The organism is Limnoglobus roseus (genome assembly GCF_008254045.1).
Classification (GTDB): Bacteria; Planctomycetota; Planctomycetia; order Gemmatales; family Gemmataceae; genus Limnoglobus; species Limnoglobus roseus.
In genome coordinates this window covers 6845365-6864761 of sequence record NZ_CP042425.1, presented here as the reverse complement: position 1 = coordinate 6864761, position 19397 = coordinate 6845365, and the positions used below count along the sequence as shown (strand labels likewise).

General features: G+C 64.3%; 20 protein-coding genes. 5 read left to right on the top strand and 15 right to left on the bottom strand.

Features of this window, described 5'->3' with window-relative positions:
- Nucleotides 1-31: 31 nt before the first annotated feature.
- Entirely contained in the window at nucleotides 32-415 is a 384-nt protein-coding gene (locus PX52LOC_RS29280) for a hypothetical protein (RefSeq protein WP_149113409.1), read from the bottom strand.
- Nucleotides 416-471: 56 nt separating this feature from the next.
- Here PX52LOC_RS29280 and PX52LOC_RS29275 point away from each other — a divergent pair, with 56 nt between their 5' ends.
- Nucleotides 472-1947, top strand: a complete 1476-nt coding sequence (locus PX52LOC_RS29275; protein ID WP_149113408.1) for a serine hydrolase — start codon at nucleotides 472-474, stop codon at nucleotides 1945-1947.
- 10 nt (nucleotides 1948-1957) lie between these two features.
- On the opposite strand, the gene PX52LOC_RS29270 is transcribed toward PX52LOC_RS29275, so the two are convergent.
- From PX52LOC_RS29270 to PX52LOC_RS29250, 5 genes are all read right to left on the bottom strand, one after another.
- Nucleotides 1958-2677 (bottom strand): ABC transporter ATP-binding protein, encoded by a 720-nt coding sequence (locus PX52LOC_RS29270; RefSeq protein WP_149113407.1) that lies wholly within the window; start codon nucleotides 2675-2677, stop codon nucleotides 1958-1960.
- Nucleotides 2678-2724: 47 nt separating this feature from the next.
- Nucleotides 2725-3555, bottom strand: a complete 831-nt coding sequence (locus tag PX52LOC_RS29265) for a hypothetical protein (RefSeq protein ID WP_149113406.1) — start codon at nucleotides 3553-3555, stop codon at nucleotides 2725-2727.
- 8 nt (nucleotides 3556-3563) lie between these two features.
- On the bottom strand, nucleotides 3564-4691 hold the full coding sequence (gene mqnC, locus PX52LOC_RS29260) for a cyclic dehypoxanthinyl futalosine synthase (RefSeq protein WP_149113405.1): 1128 nt from the start codon (nucleotides 4689-4691) through the stop codon (nucleotides 3564-3566).
- The gene (locus PX52LOC_RS29255) at nucleotides 4645-5466 is read right to left on the bottom strand and encodes a menaquinone biosynthetic enzyme MqnA/MqnD family protein (RefSeq protein WP_149113404.1); all 822 of its coding nucleotides are present in this window, start codon (nucleotides 5464-5466) and stop codon (nucleotides 4645-4647) included. Before PX52LOC_RS29255 ends, mqnC begins: the two co-directional genes overlap by 47 nt.
- Before the next feature lie 144 nt (nucleotides 5467-5610).
- The gene (locus PX52LOC_RS29250; protein WP_149113403.1) at nucleotides 5611-7563 is read right to left on the bottom strand and encodes a hypothetical protein; all 1953 of its coding nucleotides are present in this window, start codon (nucleotides 7561-7563) and stop codon (nucleotides 5611-5613) included.
- Nucleotides 7564-7795: 232 nt separating this feature from the next.
- Between PX52LOC_RS29250 and PX52LOC_RS29245 the strand changes: the two genes are divergently transcribed.
- Nucleotides 7796-8665 carry a hypothetical protein gene (locus PX52LOC_RS29245; RefSeq protein ID WP_149113402.1) on the top strand — a complete coding sequence of 290 codons (870 nt, stop codon included), beginning with the start codon at nucleotides 7796-7798 and terminating at the stop codon, nucleotides 8663-8665.
- Between the two features lie 5 nt (nucleotides 8666-8670).
- Here PX52LOC_RS29245 and PX52LOC_RS29240 read toward each other — a convergent pair whose 3' ends face one another.
- Nucleotides 8671-8904, bottom strand: coding sequence for a hypothetical protein (locus PX52LOC_RS29240; RefSeq protein ID WP_149113401.1), 234 nt, complete (start codon nucleotides 8902-8904; stop codon nucleotides 8671-8673).
- A gap of 198 nt (nucleotides 8905-9102) precedes the next feature.
- Here PX52LOC_RS29240 and PX52LOC_RS29235 point away from each other — a divergent pair, with 198 nt between their 5' ends.
- A complete protein-coding gene (locus PX52LOC_RS29235) occupies nucleotides 9103-10095 on the top strand; it encodes an NAD(P)H-dependent glycerol-3-phosphate dehydrogenase (protein ID WP_149113400.1) in 993 nt (330 codons plus the stop codon).
- A complete protein-coding gene (locus PX52LOC_RS29230) occupies nucleotides 10095-10661 on the top strand; it encodes a DUF1802 family protein (RefSeq protein ID WP_149113399.1) in 567 nt (188 codons plus the stop codon). The genes PX52LOC_RS29235 and PX52LOC_RS29230 overlap by 1 nt, the downstream gene beginning before the upstream one ends.
- Here the strand turns inward: PX52LOC_RS29230 and selA are convergent.
- The 5 genes from selA to PX52LOC_RS29205 are packed head-to-tail and all read right to left on the bottom strand — an operon-like array spanning nucleotide 10642 to nucleotide 15884.
- Nucleotides 10642-12030: an L-seryl-tRNA(Sec) selenium transferase gene (gene selA / locus PX52LOC_RS29225; protein ID WP_149113398.1), complete on the bottom strand. Its 1389-nt coding sequence runs from the start codon at nucleotides 12028-12030 to the stop codon at nucleotides 10642-10644. The genes PX52LOC_RS29230 and selA overlap by 20 nt on opposite strands.
- Nucleotides 12031-12039: 9 nt before the next feature.
- A complete protein-coding gene (locus PX52LOC_RS29220) occupies nucleotides 12040-12852 on the bottom strand; it encodes a sugar phosphate isomerase/epimerase family protein (protein ID WP_149113397.1) in 813 nt (270 codons plus the stop codon).
- The gene (locus PX52LOC_RS29215) at nucleotides 12849-13385 is read right to left on the bottom strand and encodes an HYExAFE family protein (RefSeq protein ID WP_149113396.1); all 537 of its coding nucleotides are present in this window, start codon (nucleotides 13383-13385) and stop codon (nucleotides 12849-12851) included. The genes PX52LOC_RS29220 and PX52LOC_RS29215 overlap by 4 nt, the downstream gene beginning before the upstream one ends.
- Nucleotides 13382-14722: a histidine--tRNA ligase gene (gene hisS, locus PX52LOC_RS29210; RefSeq protein WP_390637570.1), complete on the bottom strand. Its 1341-nt coding sequence runs from the start codon at nucleotides 14720-14722 to the stop codon at nucleotides 13382-13384. Before hisS ends, PX52LOC_RS29215 begins: the two co-directional genes overlap by 4 nt.
- Before the next feature lie 16 nt (nucleotides 14723-14738).
- On the bottom strand, nucleotides 14739-15884 hold the full coding sequence (locus PX52LOC_RS29205; protein ID WP_149113394.1) for a site-2 protease family protein: 1146 nt from the start codon (nucleotides 15882-15884) through the stop codon (nucleotides 14739-14741).
- 103 nt (nucleotides 15885-15987) lie between these two features.
- On the opposite strand from PX52LOC_RS29205, the gene PX52LOC_RS29200 reads away from it, so the two are divergent.
- Entirely contained in the window at nucleotides 15988-16500 is a 513-nt protein-coding gene (locus tag PX52LOC_RS29200) for an NUDIX hydrolase (RefSeq protein ID WP_149113393.1), read from the top strand.
- A gap of 3 nt (nucleotides 16501-16503) precedes the next feature.
- Here the strand turns inward: PX52LOC_RS29200 and glgC are convergent, their stop codons facing one another.
- From glgC to hpt, 3 genes are all read right to left on the bottom strand, one after another.
- Nucleotides 16504-17769, bottom strand: a complete 1266-nt coding sequence (gene glgC / locus PX52LOC_RS29195) for a glucose-1-phosphate adenylyltransferase (protein WP_149113392.1) — start codon at nucleotides 17767-17769, stop codon at nucleotides 16504-16506.
- 61 nt (nucleotides 17770-17830) lie between these two features.
- The gene (locus tag PX52LOC_RS29190; RefSeq protein WP_149113391.1) at nucleotides 17831-18838 is read right to left on the bottom strand and encodes a glycosyltransferase; all 1008 of its coding nucleotides are present in this window, start codon (nucleotides 18836-18838) and stop codon (nucleotides 17831-17833) included.
- 4 nt (nucleotides 18839-18842) lie between these two features.
- Complete coding sequence (gene hpt / locus PX52LOC_RS29185) at nucleotides 18843-19370, bottom strand: hypoxanthine phosphoribosyltransferase (RefSeq protein ID WP_149113390.1); 528 nt, start codon at nucleotides 19368-19370, stop codon at nucleotides 18843-18845.
- Between the last annotated feature and the right edge of the window lie 27 nt (nucleotides 19371-19397).

Below are 19397 nucleotides of genomic sequence, written 5' to 3'. Positions count from 1 at the left end.
GGGACAGTCGTTTGTCGGTGGTGGTGGAACACTACAACCAGGTTACAGCAATAGCTTTGGCGGACTCGGAGCTTATCAACTCCAAACCTTTACTCCGGGCCCCAGTTCCTTCCAATCCGGCGGTTTCGGTGGCGGTATCGGTGGCGGGATTCAAGGTGGGATCCAGGGCGGCTTCGGCGGCGGGATTCAGGGCGGCTTCGGTGGTCAGGGTGGCTTCGGTGGTCAGCAGGGCGGCTTCGGCGGTCAATTCGGTGGCGGTGGCCAGTTCGGCGGCGGCGGGTTCGGCGGCCAGTTCGGTGGCGGCGGCCAGTTCGGTGGCGGCGGTGGCCAGTTCGGTGGTGGCCAGTTCGGCGGCGGCGGTGGCAAGATCGGGTTCGGTGTAACGACTGGCTTGTAAGTCGGATATTCGATTCATAACACTCAGCCCGCACCCATCTGGTGCGGGCTTTTTCATTGGCAGAGGAGGGGACCATGCGGTTTTTGGCGGCTGCATTACTCTTCGCGACCACTCCCATCCTGTCGGCGGCCGATCTCGATTCGACGGTCATTGATCGGACCGTCGCGACGGCCCTCCAACGCTGGCACGTTCCCGGTGCCGTCATCGCCGTCGTGCAGAGCGACCGGGCGTTCGTGAGCGGTCACGGCGTAAAAAAACTCGGTGCGATGGAACCACCCACGCCGACGACGCTGCTGCCCCTGGCGTCCTGCACGAAGGCGGTCACGACCACCCTGATGGCGATGCTCGTAGACGAGCGAAAACTCGACTGGGACGACCCCGTTCGCAAGCACGTCTCGACGTTCCACCTCTCCGAACCGCACGCCGACGCGCTCGTCACCCTCCGCGACCTCGTGTCGCACCGCACGGGTGTGAAGGGGCATGACTTGCTGTGGTACCACGCCCCGTGGGACGAGGACGAGGTCTTCCGCCGGATTGACCGACTGCCTGTCGAGCGAACCTTCCGCGGGAGTTACGAGTATTCGACGATCTTGTTCATGGTCGCCGGTCGGGCGGCTCAAAATCGCGGCGAGAAGCCGTGGGCGGACTTGGTCCGCGAGCGGATCACCGGCCCGCTCGGGATGAAGAGCGTGCTGTTCAGCACGCGCGATCCCAAGTTCGCGAACGCGGATCGAATGACCGGCCACAGTGGGGGAACCGACGGCCGAATCACACCCGTGCCCTTCTACGAAACGGACGTCCCGAACTCGGCCGGGTCGATTCACCTGTCGGGCGAGGACTTCGTCCCGTGGTTGAAGTTCCACTTGGCCGGGGGCGTTCACGCCGGGCGGGCGTTGGTGTCGAAGGAATCGCTCGCTGAAACGAAACGACCGTTGAACCCGCTGCCGATGGAGGGCAACCTCCGCCGGATGAACCCGGACACGGTTCAAATGACCTACGCGATGGGCTGGCTCGCCTACGACTACCGCGGGCACGCCGTCGTCGCCCACGGCGGCATGATCGACGGCTTCCGCGTTCAGGTGTCGCTGTTCCCACAGGACAACCTCGGCATCGCAATCGTGAACAACTTGCACGAGACGAAGATGAATCAGGCCGTCACGAACAATTTGGCCGACCGGGCGCTCGGCCTGCCCCCGAAGGACTGGGACGCGGTCCTGCTCGATGCCGTGAAGATCGACGCGGCGCAGCGTGCCGCCGAAGATGAGGTGCGACGGAAGGCCCGCCGCGCGAAGGTGCCGCCGAGTTTCGCCGCGGGAGATTACGCCGGTAAGTACATCGACCCCGCTTACGGCGAGGCCGAGATTCGCGTGGAGAAGGGGCAACTGGTCTGGCGGTGGAGTTCCTTCGTGGTGGGAATCGAGCACTGGGAGGGCGACGTATTCCGGTTCACCTCGGGATTCCTCGAAGACCGCATGATTGGCTTCCGCGTCGGCAAGAACGGACCGACCGCCTTCGCGTTCGAGGGGCGGGTCTTCGAGAAGAAAGAGTGAGGCGGTCGGGTCAGCTGACGAGGCCGAAAAAGATCTCTTCCAGATCGTCCTGCCCGTACTGAGTCCGCAGTTCGTTCAGCGTGCCGCAGGCCACGATTCGGCCGTGCGCCATAATCGCGACGCGGTCGCACAGCTTCGTGACCTCCGTCATAATGTGCGTCGAGTATAGGATCGTTTTTCCCTGCCCGCGGAGGGCCGCGATGCTCTGCACGACGGCCCGTTGCACGAGGACGTCGAGGCCGTTGGTCGGCTCGTCGAAGATCAGGACCGGCGGGTCGTGAATGAGCGCCCGCGCGATCGACACTTTCTGCTTCATCCCCGTGCTGAGTTTGCCGCCGAGTATGTGTCGAAAAGAATCCATCTGGAGCGTGTGAAAGAGCGTGTCGAGGCGGTCCCGTAAGTGGCCTCCCGACAGCCCGTAGAGGCGGCCGTAGTACTCGACCATCTCGAGCGCGGTCATGCGGTCGTAAACGCCGGTATTCGCGGACAGGAAGCCGACGTGCTCGCGGACCTTGTCCCCCTGCGTGGCCACGTCGAACCCGGCGATAGTCGCGTACCCGGCCGTTGGCGTCAGGACCGTGCAGAGCATTCGGAGCGTCGTCGTCTTCCCCGCGCCGTTCGGGCCGAGGAGGCCGAAGACTTCGCCGGGTTGCACCTTGAACCACACGTCATCGACGGCTGGCTTTTCACCACCGGGGAAGGACTTCGTCAAACCCTCGACTTCGATCATATGCTCTCGCTAACAAGCGGATCGTCTTCACCGGCCCCGGCGGACGGTCATTCGCGTGGGGGTTGACCGCCGGCCGTCTTCCAGTTGGCGTAGTTGTTCCACGAGGCCGAATCGAGCGGGAACGGCGGGAACTGTTGGTGCAGAATCGTCAACACGCCCTGTTGGTCGTCACTGCCGCGGACCTGCCGGGTGATGAGCATCTCGTCCCGGGCACAGAGGAAGAGTTCCTTCGACCGATAGTCGTAAAAGAACGCCACGTCGCCCAGGAGCTTGGCCTTCAGCCGCGGCTTCGTCGGAATCTCGATCACGGCCGGGTCGGTGTGCGGGTCGCCGGTCGCGATCTCGTCGGTGAGGTCATCCACGTAGGCGAGGTGTTCCGCACTCGGCCGTTCGACGAACAGCTTCCGGAGGGCGAAGTAATAACTGAAGGTGTTGAAGGCGTCGTAGGAGAACCAGAGCACGATGACGACCGAGATCGGGTCGGGGTTGAAGTTGCCCTTCCCTTGCATTCTCAGGAACTCGCGGATAACGACCGAGCCGACGAACGCGGCTTGCAAGAGGCCGTCGAGGAGCACGCACTCCGGCGACGGGCGGAGGCGTTTCCACAGGCCGACGAGCAACTCGCCGCCCCCGATGACGAGCGGGCCGATGACGAACGGGTCGAAGCCGCCGCGGGCCGTGTACTGAAGGTACGCGATGCCGAGGAACATCAGCCCGGTGAAGATCGTGTGGCCGGAACTGTTCCGAACCCGTTCGCACACCTGCCGGTAGACCGAGACGCGGGCCAGCGTTTGTCGCATCTCGTCAACGTCGAGCGGTTCGGCCATGCTTTCCCCGGATTCGCGGAACTGGCGGGCGAGCCGCCGTAGTTCCTTCATTCTCCGGTTCAGGTCAGGATCGGCAATGACCGCCCGCGGTCGGCCTTCGGCCGGGCGGCCGGTTCGGTGTCGATGAGTTGGTAGAAGACGTTCCGCTGTCGCGGCTCCCACCCGGCGTCGCGGATGGAGCTTTTGATCTCGTCGAGCGTCAGGCAGTGGACCGTTCCGGCCGACGCCACGACGTTCTCTTCGATCATGAGCGAACCCATGTCGTTCGCCCCGTAGAAGAGTGCCGCCTGCCCGATCTTGCCGCCCTGCGTGACCCACGACGATTGAATGTTCGGGATGTTGTCGAGGTACAATCGGCTGATGGCCTGCACGCGGAGGTACTCGAACGAGCCGAGGGCCGGGGCGTCCGCCATCTTGTGGCCGGGTTGCATCGTCCAGCAGATGAACGCCGTGAAGCCGCCGGTTTCGTCTTGCAATTGTCGCAGGCGGTCGAGGTGTTCGACCCGCTCATCGAGCGTCTCGATGTGGCCGAACATCATCGTGCAAGTCGATTTCCCGCCGAGCAGTTGCCACTCCCGCATGACGGCCAGCCACTCGTCGGTCAGAGCTTTGCCCTTCGTGAGTTGCCGGCGGACACGGTCCACGAGGATTTCGCCGCCGCCGCCGGGGATGCTCCCGAGGCCGGCGGCCTTGAGGCGTTCCAGCACCGTGCGAAGGGGAATCTTGTTGATCTTGTGGAAGTGCCAGAGTTCCGGCGGGCTGAAGGCGTGCAGGTTGACCGTGGGGAAGTTGGCCCGCAGGTCGGCGAGCATCTCCTCGTACCATTCCAATTTCAGCGACGGGTGCATCCCGCCTTGCAGGAGAATCTGATCGCCACCGAGCGCGACCGTTTCGCGGACCTTCGCGTGCAGTTCTTCGCGGGGCATCACGTAGGCGTCGGCGTCGTGCGACTTGCGGTAGAACGCGCAGAAGTCGCAAACGGCCGCGCAGACGTTCGTGTAGTTGATGTTCCGGTCGATGTTGAACGTGCGGTACGGCTCGGGGTGCAGGCGCATCGTGACGGCGTGAGCGGCCCGGCCGAGCTTGTTCAAGTCCCGGCAGTTCCGCATCAACTCGACGCCCTCGTCGTAAGTCAGGCGTTCAGCGTTGGCGGCTTTCGACAAGATGCGGTCGGTGGTAGTGGACAAGGTTCGTCCCTCGCGGGGCCGCACCCAAATCGGCGGCCAGTTCGTGATAGCGTCGAAGGCCCGCGAGTTCGCGCGGGCCGAGGTCGTAGCGAATGATGTTCGTCAGATATCGTCGGCAGAAGCCCGCGTCGAGGCCCAACGCCGCGGCCTCGCGGGTCGCAATCACGCCGGCCCGTCGGAGGCCGAGTTGTTTGGCTTGTGCGAAGGCGACTTCGCTGCTGGCCAGATCGACACCCTCGCGGACGGCCCAGAGGGCGAACACCATCGGCAGTCCGGTCCACTCGTTCCATTCGTGGCCGAGGTCGTAGGCGAACTCGAAGCCGGGCAGACACGCCTTCATCGCCCGATCGCCGATCAGCAGTACGGCGTCCGTCGAAACTGCCTCGGCGGGTTCGTCGATCGGCAGTTGGCGGTATTGGGGCGTCAGCCGATGGCGGTGTTCGAGGAGGATTCGCGTGAGTGCAGCGCTCGTACGGCTGCCCTCGTCCAGCGACACGGTGCGGACGTCCTTCCACGGCACGCGGCTGAAGAGCGTGACGCTCAGGACCGGGCCGTGCGACGTGATGCCGATGTTCGGGATGAATGAGTACGATTCGGCCCGTAAGAACTCGATCACGGGGATGAGGCCGACCTCCAACTCGTGGGCGGCCATCTGATCGGCCAACCGGCTCGGCAGGTCGAGCGACAGGTCGAGGTCGCCCGCGAACTCGGTCAGCCCTTCGACGAGCGGCTTCGAGTTCAGGTAGTTCACGGCTCCCACGCGGATCGACGGCATGTCTCGCTCGGATGCTTTCGGAAGGGTCCAGGGCAGTATACGACCCCCACACTTCCAGAACCGCATTCGACGGCCGGAGACAACCCGAAACGCCGACGGCCCACGCGAAACCGCGTGGGCCGTCGTTTGAGTTTCAATCCCGGATTAGGGGCACCCGGGCACGCACACGGGGACGTACCGCTTCACGCAACAGGTGACGGTGTACGGCTCCATCTCACAAGTTGTCTGGGGGACCATCCGGCACTGTTGCACCGGTTCCATGCGGCACGTCGTGCGGTTCACGTAGCGGACGTGGCACTCCGGCACGCACCGGGTCGTGTAACTTCGGACGACGCGCTCGTGTTGCTCAGGGACCATGCGGCAGGTCGTGTACGGGGTGTACCGCACCTTCTCCTCTGGCACGTAGTCGGTCGTGCAGCGGGTTTCGCACCGCACGTGGTCTTCGCGAACCTGGCGGCAGACGGTGTACGGAACTTCGCGCACGTAGGTTTCCGGGACGTTGTAACAGTGCCGTCGGGTTTCGCACCGGACGTGATCCTGCTTGACCGTGCGACAGGTCGTGTACGGAATCTCCACGCACTTCGTTTCCGGGACCGAATAGCACCGGCGGCGGGTCACCATCCGCGTGTGCGTTTCCGGGATCGTCCGGCAGGTCGTGTACGGAATCTGCTGCGTGTGTTCCTGGGCGACTCGGTAGCAGCGGTGCTTCGTCACCATCTGCGTGTGCTCCTGGCGTTCCATCCGGCAAGTCGTGTACGGGATCTGCACGACCTTCTCCTCTGGCACGCGGTAGCACTGTTGCTTCGTCACCATCTGCGTGTGTTCTTCGCGTTCCATCCGGCAGGTGGTGTGGTTGCGGGCTTGCATCACTGTGTACGGCACCATTTTCTTCACCGGAACTTGGACCGTCGTGCAGACCGGCTTGCGGACGTAGTGCGTCTCCTGGATCGTCTTGCACTCGGTCGTCGGCACGCAGATCTTGCGGCAGACCGTCTTCCCAGGGCACTGAATCTGTTGTTGAACCACCGGACCGGGGCAGTAACGGCTCGTGCAGGTGCAGGGGTCGAACACGCATGTGCCCGGCATGCGGACGCACTGCGTCACGACCGGCCCGGGAATGAACTCTTGAACCGTCTCTTCGCGGGTGCCTTGAACCGTCACCGTCCGCTCCGTCGTCACCGGTTCGCAGACGTAGCTGGTGTTCGTTTGCGTCACGTACTCGGTTTCCTCGCGGCACATCGTGACCGGGTAGTAGGTCGTGTGCTGTTCGTAGACCGGCTTCATCGTGCAGTAGGTGACGGGCACCTGGTAGTTTTGAACCTCGGTGCGGTAGGTCGTGTACCGCTGCTCGCGGACGTGTTGCTCGTACACCGGGTGGCAGGTGTAGTACGTCACCGGAACCTGGTACGCTTCCACTTGAGTTTGATAGGTCACGTAGCGGTGTTCGCGGTAGTGCGTCTCGTGAAGCGTGCGATAGGTCGTGTAGCACTCGGGAACTTGGTACTCTTCGACCATCGGCCGGTTCACGGTGTAAGTGTGGGTGCGGACGTGCTGTTCGTAAACCGGGTGGTAGGTCGAGTACGGGATGGAAACTTGGTACTCCTGCACGACTGGGCGGTTCACCGTGTACGGAACCTGCCGGGTGTACGTCTCCTGCACCGTGCGGAACGTCGAATACGGGATGCTCACCTGATACGTCCGCGGCACGGCGCGCATCACGGTGTACCGCTGTTCCTGGACGTGGTTCTCGTAGACCGGGCGGTTCACCGTGTACGTCTGGACCTGATCGACCGGCTCCACGACGGTCCGGTTGACGGTGTACGGAACCGCCTCGACGTGGTTTTCCTGAACGGCCCGGTAAGTTGTGTACTGTTCGGGGACCATTACCGTGCGGGAAACCTGCCTGTACCGGACCTCGTTGTGCTGCTCGACGACCGGCTGGTAGTGAACCTGCGCGGTGACGACGGGCGTACACTGAGCCACCGTGACGCACGGCCGCGGGTAGCGGCAAAGGCCACAGTGGGCCGCTGAGGCGGGGCTGGCGGTCGCCCACGCCCCCAGGAACGCAAACAAGCCGAGCATCATGGTGCGAGACATTCTTGACACCCCAGGTCAACCACGCTGAGATCGTTACCTAATTTGAACTGTCTCCAGTTTGCCTGGTTATTCAGGCGATACCAACGCTTGCTCGCCTCTTCCCCGTCAATTCTCCATCCTGCCTGACCGCGAAACTGACATCACCGACCGTGCTAATACGAATTGCGACAACGGCACGACCGGCGGAATCGTTACACCTTCGCATTCGAATCCGGTTCGGTACGATGGGGGAATGAGTAACGTGCTAGACCGTGACGAGTTCGTCGAACAAGCCTACTTCTTCCGTGTCTTCCGCGAGCGACTGATCGAGAACGTCCCGGCACAGGAAATCCTGGCTCGTGCGCACGAAGAGTTGCTGACGACCACGAAGCTACCGATGGCGGTACAGTTCCTCTCGGCCGAGATTCGGCACGCCGGCATTCTCGGCCCCGGCTTCGTGCGGTTGTCGCACTACTTCACGCCGTTCCAAGCGTTCCTGGTCCGCATGGCCGAGGACGAGAAGCGAAAGTTCTCGATGCCGACGGCTCTGGTAGTGTTGGAGCGCGAAGCCCACTACAAGGCGAACCAACCGTCGCCGGCGGGGTTGTTCGTCTTCCACTTCGAAACGATTGCCCGCAATAAGCTCGGCTACGACGAGGGGCTGAAGGCGGTGGCCGGCGACCCGATGTACGACGAGAACTGGAAGAACTACGTCGGCCTCGTCCGGCGGAGCGCCGGCGCGATCGACTTCACGGACTTGGTGTACGTGCGATCGGAACTGTACGTGACCGACCAACGGCGGACGCACCCGGACTACGTGCCGCCGGTTCAACCGATCTTCGGCGAGAAGGAGGGGAAGATCGCGAAGGCCAGTCGCGGCCGTGATCCGCTATTCCTGTTCGCGGCTCTGCAACGGCAGTTAGGTTATCCCGAGGTTCCGAAGCCGAAAAAGAGCGACGATCTGGAAGCGGTGATTCGAAAGATGGAAGCCCGGCTGCGGGAGGCGGAAGCCCGCATTCGCATCCTGGAAGCCGAACAGCGGGGGACGTTCGATCCCACGCAATTCGGCCGCCCGGACATTTTCCGTGATATCAAGGACGACGACGAGAAAGACCTCAGGTAAGGCACTCACCCTGCGGTCGGGCGGCAGCCGCGGAAACTTTGCAGCACGTCGTGCAGGTCTTCGGTGATCGTCACTTCGTCGTCGAGGAAGTCTTTCACCCACATGAAGTTCATCCGTTGGGCGAGTGCGACGAGCGGGAGCAGGTCGCCCAGTCGAACGCGGACGCTCGGCTCTTGGCCTTCTTCCAACTCGTCGTAGGTGTCTTCGGGTGCCGGGTAGACTCGGAGTTGCGTCGCCATTGTGTCTCCCTCCTGTGCGATCTCGCCGGCCCGTCACGGCCGGGTGGCAAGCTCGAAGACCCCCATCGAGTTTGCCACCTTTACCGCATCGACTTCGCGGTTTCCCTGGCTTCAGCGGTTTTTGCATGATGCCACGTCCGACGGCGGAAGGTAGGTAAGATATTCCGCGTGGGGAAGCGGTTGGACCGGGAGTGAGACATGGCGGAACGGTTTGCGGTCCTCGGGGCCGGGGCGTGGGGTACAGCGGTCGCGATCCACCTGGCGAAGTTGGGGCACGCCGTTTCGCTCTGGGCCGCCCGCGGGGAATCGGCCGCGCGGCTGTTCGCAGCCCGGGAGAACCTTCCGCTTTTGCCAGGCGTGCCTATCCCCGACAAGATCGCAGTTACGGCCGACTCCGATGAGGCCACACGTAACACCGACAATTGGATCGTTGCCATCCCGACGGCGTTCTTACGCCCCACCTTGAGCCGATTCATTGAACTCGCCACCTCGCGCACGCGATGCCTGAGTTTGACGAAGGGGATCGAAGTCGGCTCGTTCCTTCGGCCCAGCGAAATTATCGCCGAAACGCTCGCCGTGAAGACCGTTGCTGCCCTGAGCGGGCCGAGCCATGCCGAGGAAATGGCCCGCGGTTTGCCCACCTCCGTCGTCGTCGCTGGGACCGACCGGGAGTTCGCCGCGACGATTCAGCACGCCTTCGGCACGGCCCGCTTTCGCGTCTACACCAATCGCGACTTGATCGGCCTCGAACTCGGCGGCGCTCTGAAGAACGTCCTCGGCATCGCGGCCGGCATCTGCGACGGCCTCGGTTTCGGCGACAACGCGAAGTCGGCACTGCTCACCCGCAGCATCGTCGAGATGACCCGCTTCGGCGTGGCCCTCGGTGCGGAGGCGGCCACGTTCGCGGGGCTAGCCGGCATCGGTGACTTGATGACGACCTGCTTCAGCCGCCACGGCCGGAACCGCCGCGTCGGCGAACGCCTCGGCCGGGGCGAACCTCTCGACGCCATTCTGGCTGGTCCGCAGGTGGCTGAGGGCGTTTACACCGCCAAGAGCGTTCGTCAGCGGAGCCTCGCGCTGGGGCTCGACGTGCCGATCATGTCGGCGGTGTATGATGTGCTCTACGAGGGCAAGTCGCCGCTGGCGGCGGTGCAAGACCTTATGGCGCGGCAAATGCGGGAGGAAGGGTGATGCTGTCGATCGCGTTCAAGGAATGGGCCGTCATTTGCCGTGCCCTGGCAACCGGCCGACAGTCGCTCATCATCCGCAAGGGCGGCATCGCCGAGGAAGGCGGCATCTTCAAACCGGAACACCCGCGATTCTGGCTCTACCCGACCCTGTTCCACGAACAGCAACAGAAGGGCGTGAAGCCGGCCGCGATGCCGCTGCTGGAAGAAGCGGAGCGGGACCGCCCGGAACCGGGGACGCTCCGGTTTACGCACGGCGTGGACGTGTCGGCGGTCCACTTCGTTGAAAACTTGGACGCTGCGCTGGCCCTCGACGAGTTCCACATCTGGTCGCCGGAGGTCATCACACAGCGTTTTCACTACCGTTCACCGGGGCTGTACGTACTGCTCGTCCGCGCGTGGAAGGCGACGCCGGTGGAAATGCCCGAGCGCCCGGAATTCGCCGGCTGCAAGACGTGGGTCGAACTTGGCCGCGAACTGCCGGACGACGGCACGCCCGTCTTGGGAGATGAGGAACACCGACAACGGGTGGACGCGGTCCGCGACCGTCTCACCCACACGCGCGGATGATGGCGTGCAGCAGGTCGTCTTCCTGCCGCTCGAAGACCGTGCGGAGGTCGATGCGCACAGTTCCATTTCGAACACGACAAACCACGGCCGGTTGGCCGACTCGCAACCGCCGGGCGAACTCCGCGTCGCTCACCTCGACGGCGGCCATCGCAACAACGGTCGTCGGCAGGGCTTGATCCGGCAGCGAGCCACCGCCGACGTAAGCGATGTCGTCGAGCACCTCGACACGCGCGAAAGACGGGATGGCTCGCAGACGTTCGGCGAACCGTTCCGCTCGCGTCCGCAGTTCGGCGAGCGGGGCGAGCATCATGGAGTAGATGGGAAGTTCGGCCGCCGCTCTTGCGGGATCGCGGTGCATTCGCAAGGTCACTTCCAAGGCCGCGAGCGTCATCTTGTCGAGTCGCAACGCTCGCATCAGCGGGTCGGCTTCCATCTTGTCGATGAGTGCCTTGCGGCCAGCGATGATGCCCGCTTGTGGGCCGCCGAGGAGTTTGTCGCCGCTGAACAGCACCACGTCGGCCCCGGCCCGGATGCCCTCGCGAACGTCCGGTTCGCCCGTGAACCCGAGGCCCGACAGGTCCACGGCCGCGCCGCTGCCGATGTCGTCGATCACCGGCACGTTGTGCTTGCGGCCAATTGTGACGAGTTCCTCAATGCCCACAGACTTGGTAAAGCCGCTCACCCGATAATTGCTGGCGTGGACGCGCAGGATCGCCCCGGTGTTCGGGCCGACGGCGTTCTCGTAGTCGCGGGCGCGGGTGATGTTCGTCGTGCCGACTTCGCGGAGCGTGGCCCCGCTCACGGCGAGGATGTCCGGAATGCGGAAGCTGCCGCCGATCTCGATCAGTTGCCCCCGCGATACGACCACTTCCTTACCCATCGCCAAAGTGCGCAAGACGAGGATCGTCGCGGCCGCACAGTTGTTCACAACTGTGGCCGCTTCCGCCCCCGTCAAGCGGCAGATGCCGTCGCGCACCGGGTTCTGTCGCGACGAACGCTTCCCGGTGGCGAGGTCGAGTTCGAGGTTCAGATAGCCCCTCGCTGCCTCATACGCTGCTTGGGCGGCGTCCTCGCACATCGGCGAGCGGCCCAGGTTCGTATGAAGGACGATCCCCGTGGCGTTGATAACGGGCTGCAGGAGAGGCAGGGAATTCTTTTCGAGCTGAACGGAGACTTGTCGAACGAGCTGCGAGAGGAGTTCTGCTTCTTCGACGGATTCGCCCGCCGCGATCTGCGACCGGAGGCGGTCCAGTTCCGAACACACGGCCGTGAGCAGTTCATCGTGGGGAATGTGACCCCGCGCGTCAACCAGTTCGGGGTGTTCGAGAACCTGCGAGACGGCGGGCAACACGCGGTAGGGGTTCGACATGATGGACCATCAACGTCGGGGGGATGACGACTCGTCCGGCACGAACCGCCGGAGGAACTTGATGCTCGCGGCCACGTCCTGGAGGCGGTTGTCCCCGAGCGTGCGTTCCACGGTCAGGTAGCCACGATAGTCGATCGACTCCAGGGTCGCGGCATAGGCCATCCACTCGATGTCGCCGGCCCCGACGGGTACCTCTTCCGGGCCGCTACTAATCGACGACCGTCGGGCGTCGCGGGCATGCGTGTGACCGATCTTACCCGCCAGAGCAACGGCGGACGCGAGTGGGTCGAAGCCGTTCACCAGGAAGTTCGCGGGATCGAAGTTCACCTGCAAGCTGCCGGTGTCGAACGTCGCCAGGTACTCCTTCACCTTCGTGCCGGCGTCCAGCCCCGCTTCGAGACAGACCAGCGTGCCAACGCGGTCGGCGAAGAGGCTGAGGTCCGTGAGCGCGTGCCGGAGTGTGACGGCCCGCGGCGATTCGGCATCTTCCGGCAACTTCGGGAACGGCACGACGACCTTCCGCGCACCGAGGTCGAACGCGAGCTGCATCGCCTTGCGGATGTTGTCGAGGCGGCGGTCCATCCCGTCGCTCGTATCTAACCCCTGACGGATCGGGCAGCCGAGGGCGGAGACTTCGACGCTGAACGACTTCAGCAGGTTGCGGAACTCGCGGCGGCCCGTCTCGGTGAGGGCGTCGGCCGACAGCGGACCGACGGCGTTGGCTTGAAAGCCGGACACGCCCCACTTCGCGGCCTGTTCGACGGCCGGACGGATCGCGAGGCCGGTCGATTCCAGCACGAAGCCGAGTTTGAAGCGCGTCATGATTGCAGTACCGGCGCGGGGGCGAGAAATTCGATGAACGGCCGGATGATCTTTCGGAACGCGGCCACCGGCAGCCCGACCGTCCCCCACTTCGGGCTGCGCCGCCGCATGTGCTCGCGGTAGGCCGACACTTCCACCGCTCGCATGAGGAACGTCTGCCCTCGGAAGGCGAACAAATCGCGGGTGTCGTTCGGCAGCACGAACGGCGGCTGAATCTCGTAGGCGAACGCCAGCACACCGCGATAGTCGGGGCCGAGGACTTTCGCCCAGCGTTCCAGGCCATCAATGTCTTCGAGGGTAGTCCAGTTCTGCCACGTCATGATCGGCCTCTCGGCCGACCCGCCCGGGAACTTCCGCCCCTTAACGTCCACCACGAGTTTCGCGTCGTTCGGCCCGACGATGATGAAGTCGAGCGACTTCACGTCGGCGTCGCCGAGCATCGAGCGGTTCGCCTCGTCCACGGCAATGAACCCCACGCCGTGCGACCGCAGGTAGGCTTCGAACGCTACCTCGTAGTGGTTGTCGCGCTTCATGACGGCCCCGCGAGGAGTTTCTGCACCACCGCGGCAAGTTCCGCCCGCGGAACCGTAGTTTCCTGCTTCGCGGTCAGGTCTTTGACCTTCACCGTGCCCGTCGCCATCTCGCTTCCACCCGCGATCACGCCGATTCGGTAGCCGCGCTTCTCGGCATACTGAAACTGCTGGCCGAGTTTCTTCGTGTCGGGATAAACTTCTGTGGCGATGCCCGCGTCGCGCAGCGTTTTCGCGATCTGTTGATACTCGCCGAGCAGGTCGGCGTCGAGTTGCAGGATTAACACCGCAGCCGGCGTCGTCGCGCCGGTCAGCCACGGGTGCTTCAGTTCTTCCATCGCCGCGAGCAGGCGATCCACGCCGAGCGAGCCGCCCACGCCGGGTAGGACTTGCTTCGTGTACAAGCTGGCAAGGTTGTCGTACCGGCCGCCGGAGCAGACGGAACCGATGGCCGGCAGGTCGAGCAGGAACGTCTCGAAAATGAGGCCGGTGTAGTAGTCCAAACCGCGGGCAATGCTCAGGTCAATCTTGATGCGGCCTTCGGGAACGCCCGTCTTCGCGGCCACGGCTAGGAGTTCCATCAACCGCCGGATGCCGTCCGTCGCACTTTTGTTATCGACGCCGGCGAACAGTTCGGACACGGTCCGCAGAACGTCCTCGTTCGTCCCGCTCGTTTCGGCCAGAGCGAGTACCTGCGATGCTTGCGAGGCTGAGACGCCCGCCTCTCGCACCATCTCTTCAATCACTTTCTCACGGCCGATCTTCTGCAACTTGTCGAGCGAGCGGAGCAGGGGCACGGCCTTGTCGGCGATGCCGAGCGATTCGAGCAGGCCGTTGAGGATCAGCCGGCTGTTCACGCGGATTTCGACGCGCGGAATCTCCAGCGCTGCGAACAACTCGTTCACCACGAGCACGACCTCAGTGTCCGAGGCGTTCGCGGTCGTGCCGATGGTGTCGAAGTCGCACTGCCAGAACTCGCGGTAGCGGCCCTGACCGGGGCGCTCGCCGCGCCAGACGGGGCCCATCGCGTACCGCTTGAACGGCGTGCCGAGGTCGTTGATGTTCTTGGCCGCGAAGCGGGCAAACGGCACGGTCAGGTCGAACCGAAGGCCCATCTCTTCGCGTTCTTGCTTCGCCCCGCGGACGCGGTAGACGAGCTTGTCGGACTCGTCCCCGCCCTTGCCGAGCAGCACGTCGAGCGACTCCGCAGCCGGCGTGTCGATCGGCGTGAAGCCGAACGACCGGTACACGTTGCGGGCCGTTTGCAGGATGCGTTCCCGCGGGATCATCACGTTCGGGGCGTAGTCGCGGAAGCCGCTGACGGTCCGAGGTTCGATCAATTTCGACACAGTGTTCTCACTTGTTGCGGTAGCGGGCGCTGACCCGTTCCATGAACCGGCGTTCTTCGTCGGTCAGCGAGTTCTTACCCGACTTCGCGATTTTATCGAGCAGGTCGTCCATCCGCTGATCGTCCCGCGTGACCTGTTCCTGTTCCTGTTGCCGCTTCTTCGCCTTCCGCGCGTCGAGCCAGCGGCGGACGAAGTTCTTCCGCTTGCGCCGGACCGGCGGCGGGTCGTCGCGTTCGAGGCTAGTGTACCCCTGCGAGAAGTCGTAGCCGAAGGCCCCGCGCTCGCTCTCGGTCTCTTGGGTCAACGTCCGATAGCAATTCCAGGCGATGAACAGGGCCAGGCACGCGAGTGCCGTCTGGCTAGTCAGAATCGCAATCCCCACCAGTACCGCGGCCGCCCCGTAGCCGACGTAGCAACAGGTGACGGTGGCGCTGCGATAGTCGATTCGGTGCCAGAGGATCGCGTGCAGCATCCGCCCGCCGTCCATCGGGTAGGCCGGGATCAGCACATTAAATAGAAAGAGCCACCAACTCAGCCAACAGGTTCGCCACGCCCAGATCAGCCACGCCGGCAGGATCGCCCGCTCCGCCTGTTCGGCACTGCCAGGGAGCGTGACGACAACCCCTTTGTCGCTTGTGGTTCGAGTGCCCGCCGGTTCCGACGTGCCGGGCTTGTAATAGTAGTAGTCGTAGTTGCTGGAATAGTACCGGCCGTCCTGATAGTTGTACGCGGTCGTCTGGTACGGGTGACTGAAGGGGTTGAGCGCCTGCAACGGTGAAAAGCCCGCTGCCAGGAATGCGACCGCACACGCGATGCAGACGACGAGGTTCACGGCCGGCCCACCCGCGGCGACGATGAAGTTCGCCTTCGGTGTGTGCGGGTTCTCAACCGAAGCTAGGCCGCCGAGGGGCCAGAGCAAGATTTCGCTCGCATCGCCACCGACACGCCGGGCGGCGATGCAGTGTCCGTACTCGTGCAGCAGGACGAGCATGAAGACAAGCCCGACGCACAGCATGAAAATGTCGAACCACCAGACCGCGCCGTCGGCGAGGTACACCAACCGCAGGAACATCGGGATCGTGATCAGGAAGAACGTGAAGTGAACCTTGACCAGGATGCCGAACGCCCGGTACAGCGGCACGGCCCAGCTCATCGGATCTTGCATACGTTGCCCGCCCAGACGCGCGACCGATTGTCGTTACTGCTGTGACATCTTATCATCGCCAGCAAAGCCCAGCAACGAACCCGGAGAAACGATGGCCCGCGAGATCGTCCACACCGGCCGCCGCATTCAGGTCGCCGTGGACACGAGCACCGGCCCGAACGGCGAAACGATCCGCCGCGACGTGATCCTCCACCCGGGGGCGGTCGTCATTCTGCCGGTGCTGGACCGCGACCACATTTGCCTGCTGCGGAACCACCGCTTCGTAATCGGCGAGACGCTCTGGGAAATTCCTGCGGGGACGCTGGAGCCGAACGAACCACTCGAAGCGTGTGCCCGCCGGGAACTGATGGAAGAGACCGGGTACACGGCCGATCAGTGGGAGTACCGCGGGTACCTGTACGCTTCGCCCGGCGTGATGAACGAGAAGTTGCACCTGTTCATCGCCCAGAAGCTCACGCCCGGGACAGCGAGACCGGAGGCCGACGAGGAGCTTGAACCGAAGACGGTCACGTTCGAAGAGGCCCTGCGGATGTGCTTCAGCGGCGAGATCAAGGACGCGAAAACGATCACGTCGCTCCTGCTCTGGGACCGCCTGCGGAAGTAGCCGTCAGAGGGGCAAGACGTTCGGTGAGCGGAACGCCGTGGCCGGTTCGTCCTTCGGCACGACGACCACGCCCAGTTCACTGACCGTGAAGCCGCGGCTGCGGTCGAACTCCGCGTCGTAGCCCAGCACGGTGTACGGCGGCAACTTCACGTCCTTGTCGATGATCGCCCGTCGAATCCGGCAGTGGCGACCCACCTCGACGCCCTCGAACAGGATCGACTCTTCCACGGTCGCGTAGCTGTTCACCCGCACGCCCGGCGACAGCACACTGCGGCGGACGTGGCCGCCGGAGATGATGCACCCGGTGCAGACCATACTGTCGATCGCCTCGCCGCGGCGGGCGTGCCCGGCCGGCCCCGGTTCGCCGAACACGAATTTCGGCGGCGGCAAATCGGACGCCACGGTGCGGATCGGCCACGCCGCATCGTAGAGGTTCAGCACGGGGTCCACGTCCACTAAGTCGATGTTCGCCTGGTAATAAGCGTCGAGCGTGCCCACGTCGCGCCAGTAAGCATGGGCCTTGCGGTTCTCGTCGCGGAAGCGGTAGGCGTACACGCCGAGGCCGTCCGAGATCATCTCCGGGATGATGTCCTTGCCGAAGTCGTGGCTGCTCTCCTTCCGCGCGGCATCCGTGCAGAGGCGCTCGAACAGCAGCCGCGTGTTGAACACGTAAATGCCCATCGAGCCGAGGGCGTGTGTGTCGTCGTCCGGCATTGGTTGGGCCGTGGCGGGCTTTTCCAGGAAGTGCGTCACGCGGTCTTCGCTGTCCGTCTCGACAATGCCGAACTGCCGGGTTTCTTCCAGCGGAACGGGGATGCAGCCGATGGTGAGGTCGGCTTCCCGCTCGCGGTGGAACCGCACCATGTTCGAATAATCCATCTTGTAGATGTGGTCGCCCGCCAGGATGAGCATCTCGTTGGAGCGGTGGCGTTCCAGGCTGTAGATGTTCTGATAAATCGCGTCGGCGGTGCCGCGGTACCAGTTCTCGTCGATCCGCTGCTGCGGCGGCAGCACCTCGACGCCTTCGCCCAACTCGCTCGGCAGGAAGTTCCAACCCCGGCGGAGGTGGCCGTTCAAGCTGTGCGACTTGAACTGCGTGAGGACCGAAATCCGCCGGAGGCCGCTGTTGATGCAGTTGGACAGGGTGAAGTCGATGATGCGGTACATCCCGCCGATCGGCACGGCCGGTTTCGCCCGGTCGCGCGTCAGCGGCTCCAGGCGGGTGCCCTTGCCGCCGGCCAAGATCACGGTCGAGACGTTGCGGAGCATGGCACGAATCCCGCAGGAGAGGTCAGGTCATTGTGTCAGTTGGACCGCCAGCGGATAGTGCTCAACCGGCCGCCGTGCGATAAATTGCCTGCCATTCCCGTGCCGCGGTTCTGGGCGAATATTTTCCCAGCCCCATCGGCACCGCCTCCAGCTTCTCGGCCAACACCGGATCCGTGAGGATTCGGAACAGCGCCCGCGACAGTCCTGGCCGGTCGCCGGGCGGCACGAGTAAGCCGTTCTCACCGTGTCGGATGAGCGCAGCCAAATCGGGGGTGTCCCAGGCCACGACGGGTTTGCGCGCCGCTAATGCTTCTGCGGCGAGGGTTCGGCCGCCGTGTCGGTGCGTAATCAGGACGGCCGTCGCCGCCGGCAGGATGGCGACCACATCCTTCCTCAACCCGACGAAATGCGTGCGGAGGTCGCCGGCCCCCACCGTCTCCGCCATTGATTGCGCACGTTGGCGCAACGGGCCGTCGCCGACCATCAGCAGGTGAATGTCTTTTGCCGTGTGCTTCAGGATGTCGAAGGCCGCCACGGCCGAAATCGGGTCCGCGTGCCGCTCGAAACTGCCCGCACTCACAATGATGCGGGCGTTCAGCGGCAGGCCGAGTTCGGCCGCGCAGACGGGTGGACTTGGCGGACCGGCGAGGAGCAGCGGGGCATCTCGCACGACGTTCGCACCGGCCGCGGTCCGTGCGGCGAGTTTCCCCGTCAGCCCCGTCGTCGATCGGACGTCGCTCACGATAAGCGACCGCCTTCCGGCGGCGGAACTTCGCCGGCGCAGCCAGTGGTAGAGGACGGCCGCCCGGTTCCCCCAGACGTGGACGGCGTCAGGTCGAAACTCCGCGATCACCCGCCGAAGTTCCTTCGCCCCGGCCAGGTCGAGCCAACTGCGAAACCGCACGTCGCGCACGAGACCCTGCGCCAAATCGCCGGCGAACGGCTCCCGTGATCCCAGGTTTACGACGAGTTGTTCTTCGCCGAGTTCGGCCAGAGCCGGTGCGAGCAGAGACAGTGATCGCGCGGTCCCAGTTGGACCGAGGCCGGAGGCCAGGTGGACGATTCGCACGCCGTTACGCCTCGGTCGCCGGCAGTTCGGGCAGAACCGCGATGAAGGGAAGGTGCCGGTAGAGACCGTTGAAGTCCAGGCCGTAGCCGACCACGAACTTGTCCGGGATCGGAAACCCCGCGTAGTCCGGCTCGAACGCGACCTGTTGGCGGCCGATCTTCCGCAAGAGAACACACGTCCGCACCGAGGCCGCCCCCTTCGCTTTCAGGTGGTCCACGATGCGCGAGATCGTCTGGCCGGTGTCGAGGATGTCGTCCAGCACGAGGACGTGGTGCCCCGTGAGGTCGGGTAGCAACTCGTCGTGGATGTCGAGACGCCCCGCGGTAGTGGCCGTGCCGCGGTAGCTCGACGCCTGGAGGAGCGCGACCTGTGTGGGGTGGCTGAGGCGGCGGATCAGGTCGGCGAGGAAGATCAGGCAGCCGGTCAGCACGCCGACGACGGTGATCGGTCGGCCGTCGAAGTCGGTGGCGATTTCGGCCCCGAGTTCATCGACCCGCTCGCGGATGCGGTCGGCCGGGATCAAGATTTCCATGCGTCGCGTCCCGTGAGAACGGTTCCG

Coding starts and splice junctions, on each gene's coding strand:
- selA (WP_149113398.1), bottom strand. CDS start 12,030: ATGTCGAACCCCTACCGCGTGTTGCCCGCCGTCTCGCAGGTTCTCGAA.
- PX52LOC_RS29265 (WP_149113406.1), bottom strand. CDS start 3,555: ATGAAGGAACTACGGCGGCTCGCCCGCCAGTTCCGCGAATCCGGGGAA.
- PX52LOC_RS29240 (WP_149113401.1), bottom strand. CDS start 8,904: ATGGCGACGCAACTCCGAGTCTACCCGGCACCCGAAGACACCTACGAC.
- PX52LOC_RS29220 (WP_149113397.1), bottom strand. CDS start 12,852: ATGACGCGCTTCAAACTCGGCTTCGTGCTGGAATCGACCGGCCTCGCG.
- hpt (WP_149113390.1), bottom strand. CDS start 19,370: ATGGAAATCTTGATCCCGGCCGACCGCATCCGCGAGCGGGTCGATGAA.
- PX52LOC_RS29270 (WP_149113407.1), bottom strand. CDS start 2,677: ATGATCGAAGTCGAGGGTTTGACGAAGTCCTTCCCCGGTGGTGAAAAG.
- glgC (WP_149113392.1), bottom strand. CDS start 17,769: ATGCTCCGCAACGTCTCGACCGTGATCTTGGCCGGCGGCAAGGGCACC.
- PX52LOC_RS29275 (WP_149113408.1), top strand. CDS start 472: ATGCGGTTTTTGGCGGCTGCATTACTCTTCGCGACCACTCCCATCCTG.
- PX52LOC_RS29250 (WP_149113403.1), bottom strand. CDS start 7,563: ATGTCTCGCACCATGATGCTCGGCTTGTTTGCGTTCCTGGGGGCGTGG.
- PX52LOC_RS29205 (WP_149113394.1), bottom strand. CDS start 15,884: ATGAGCTGGGCCGTGCCGCTGTACCGGGCGTTCGGCATCCTGGTCAAG.
- PX52LOC_RS29230 (WP_149113399.1), top strand. CDS start 10,095: ATGCTGTCGATCGCGTTCAAGGAATGGGCCGTCATTTGCCGTGCCCTG.
- PX52LOC_RS29235 (WP_149113400.1), top strand. CDS start 9,103: ATGGCGGAACGGTTTGCGGTCCTCGGGGCCGGGGCGTGGGGTACAGCG.
- PX52LOC_RS29200 (WP_149113393.1), top strand. CDS start 15,988: ATGGCCCGCGAGATCGTCCACACCGGCCGCCGCATTCAGGTCGCCGTG.
- PX52LOC_RS29245 (WP_149113402.1), top strand. CDS start 7,796: ATGAGTAACGTGCTAGACCGTGACGAGTTCGTCGAACAAGCCTACTTC.
- PX52LOC_RS29255 (WP_149113404.1), bottom strand. CDS start 5,466: ATGCCGTCGATCCGCGTGGGAGCCGTGAACTACCTGAACTCGAAGCCG.
- PX52LOC_RS29215 (WP_149113396.1), bottom strand. CDS start 13,385: ATGAAGCGCGACAACCACTACGAGGTAGCGTTCGAAGCCTACCTGCGG.
- PX52LOC_RS29280 (WP_149113409.1), bottom strand. CDS start 415: ATGAATCGAATATCCGACTTACAAGCCAGTCGTTACACCGAACCCGAT.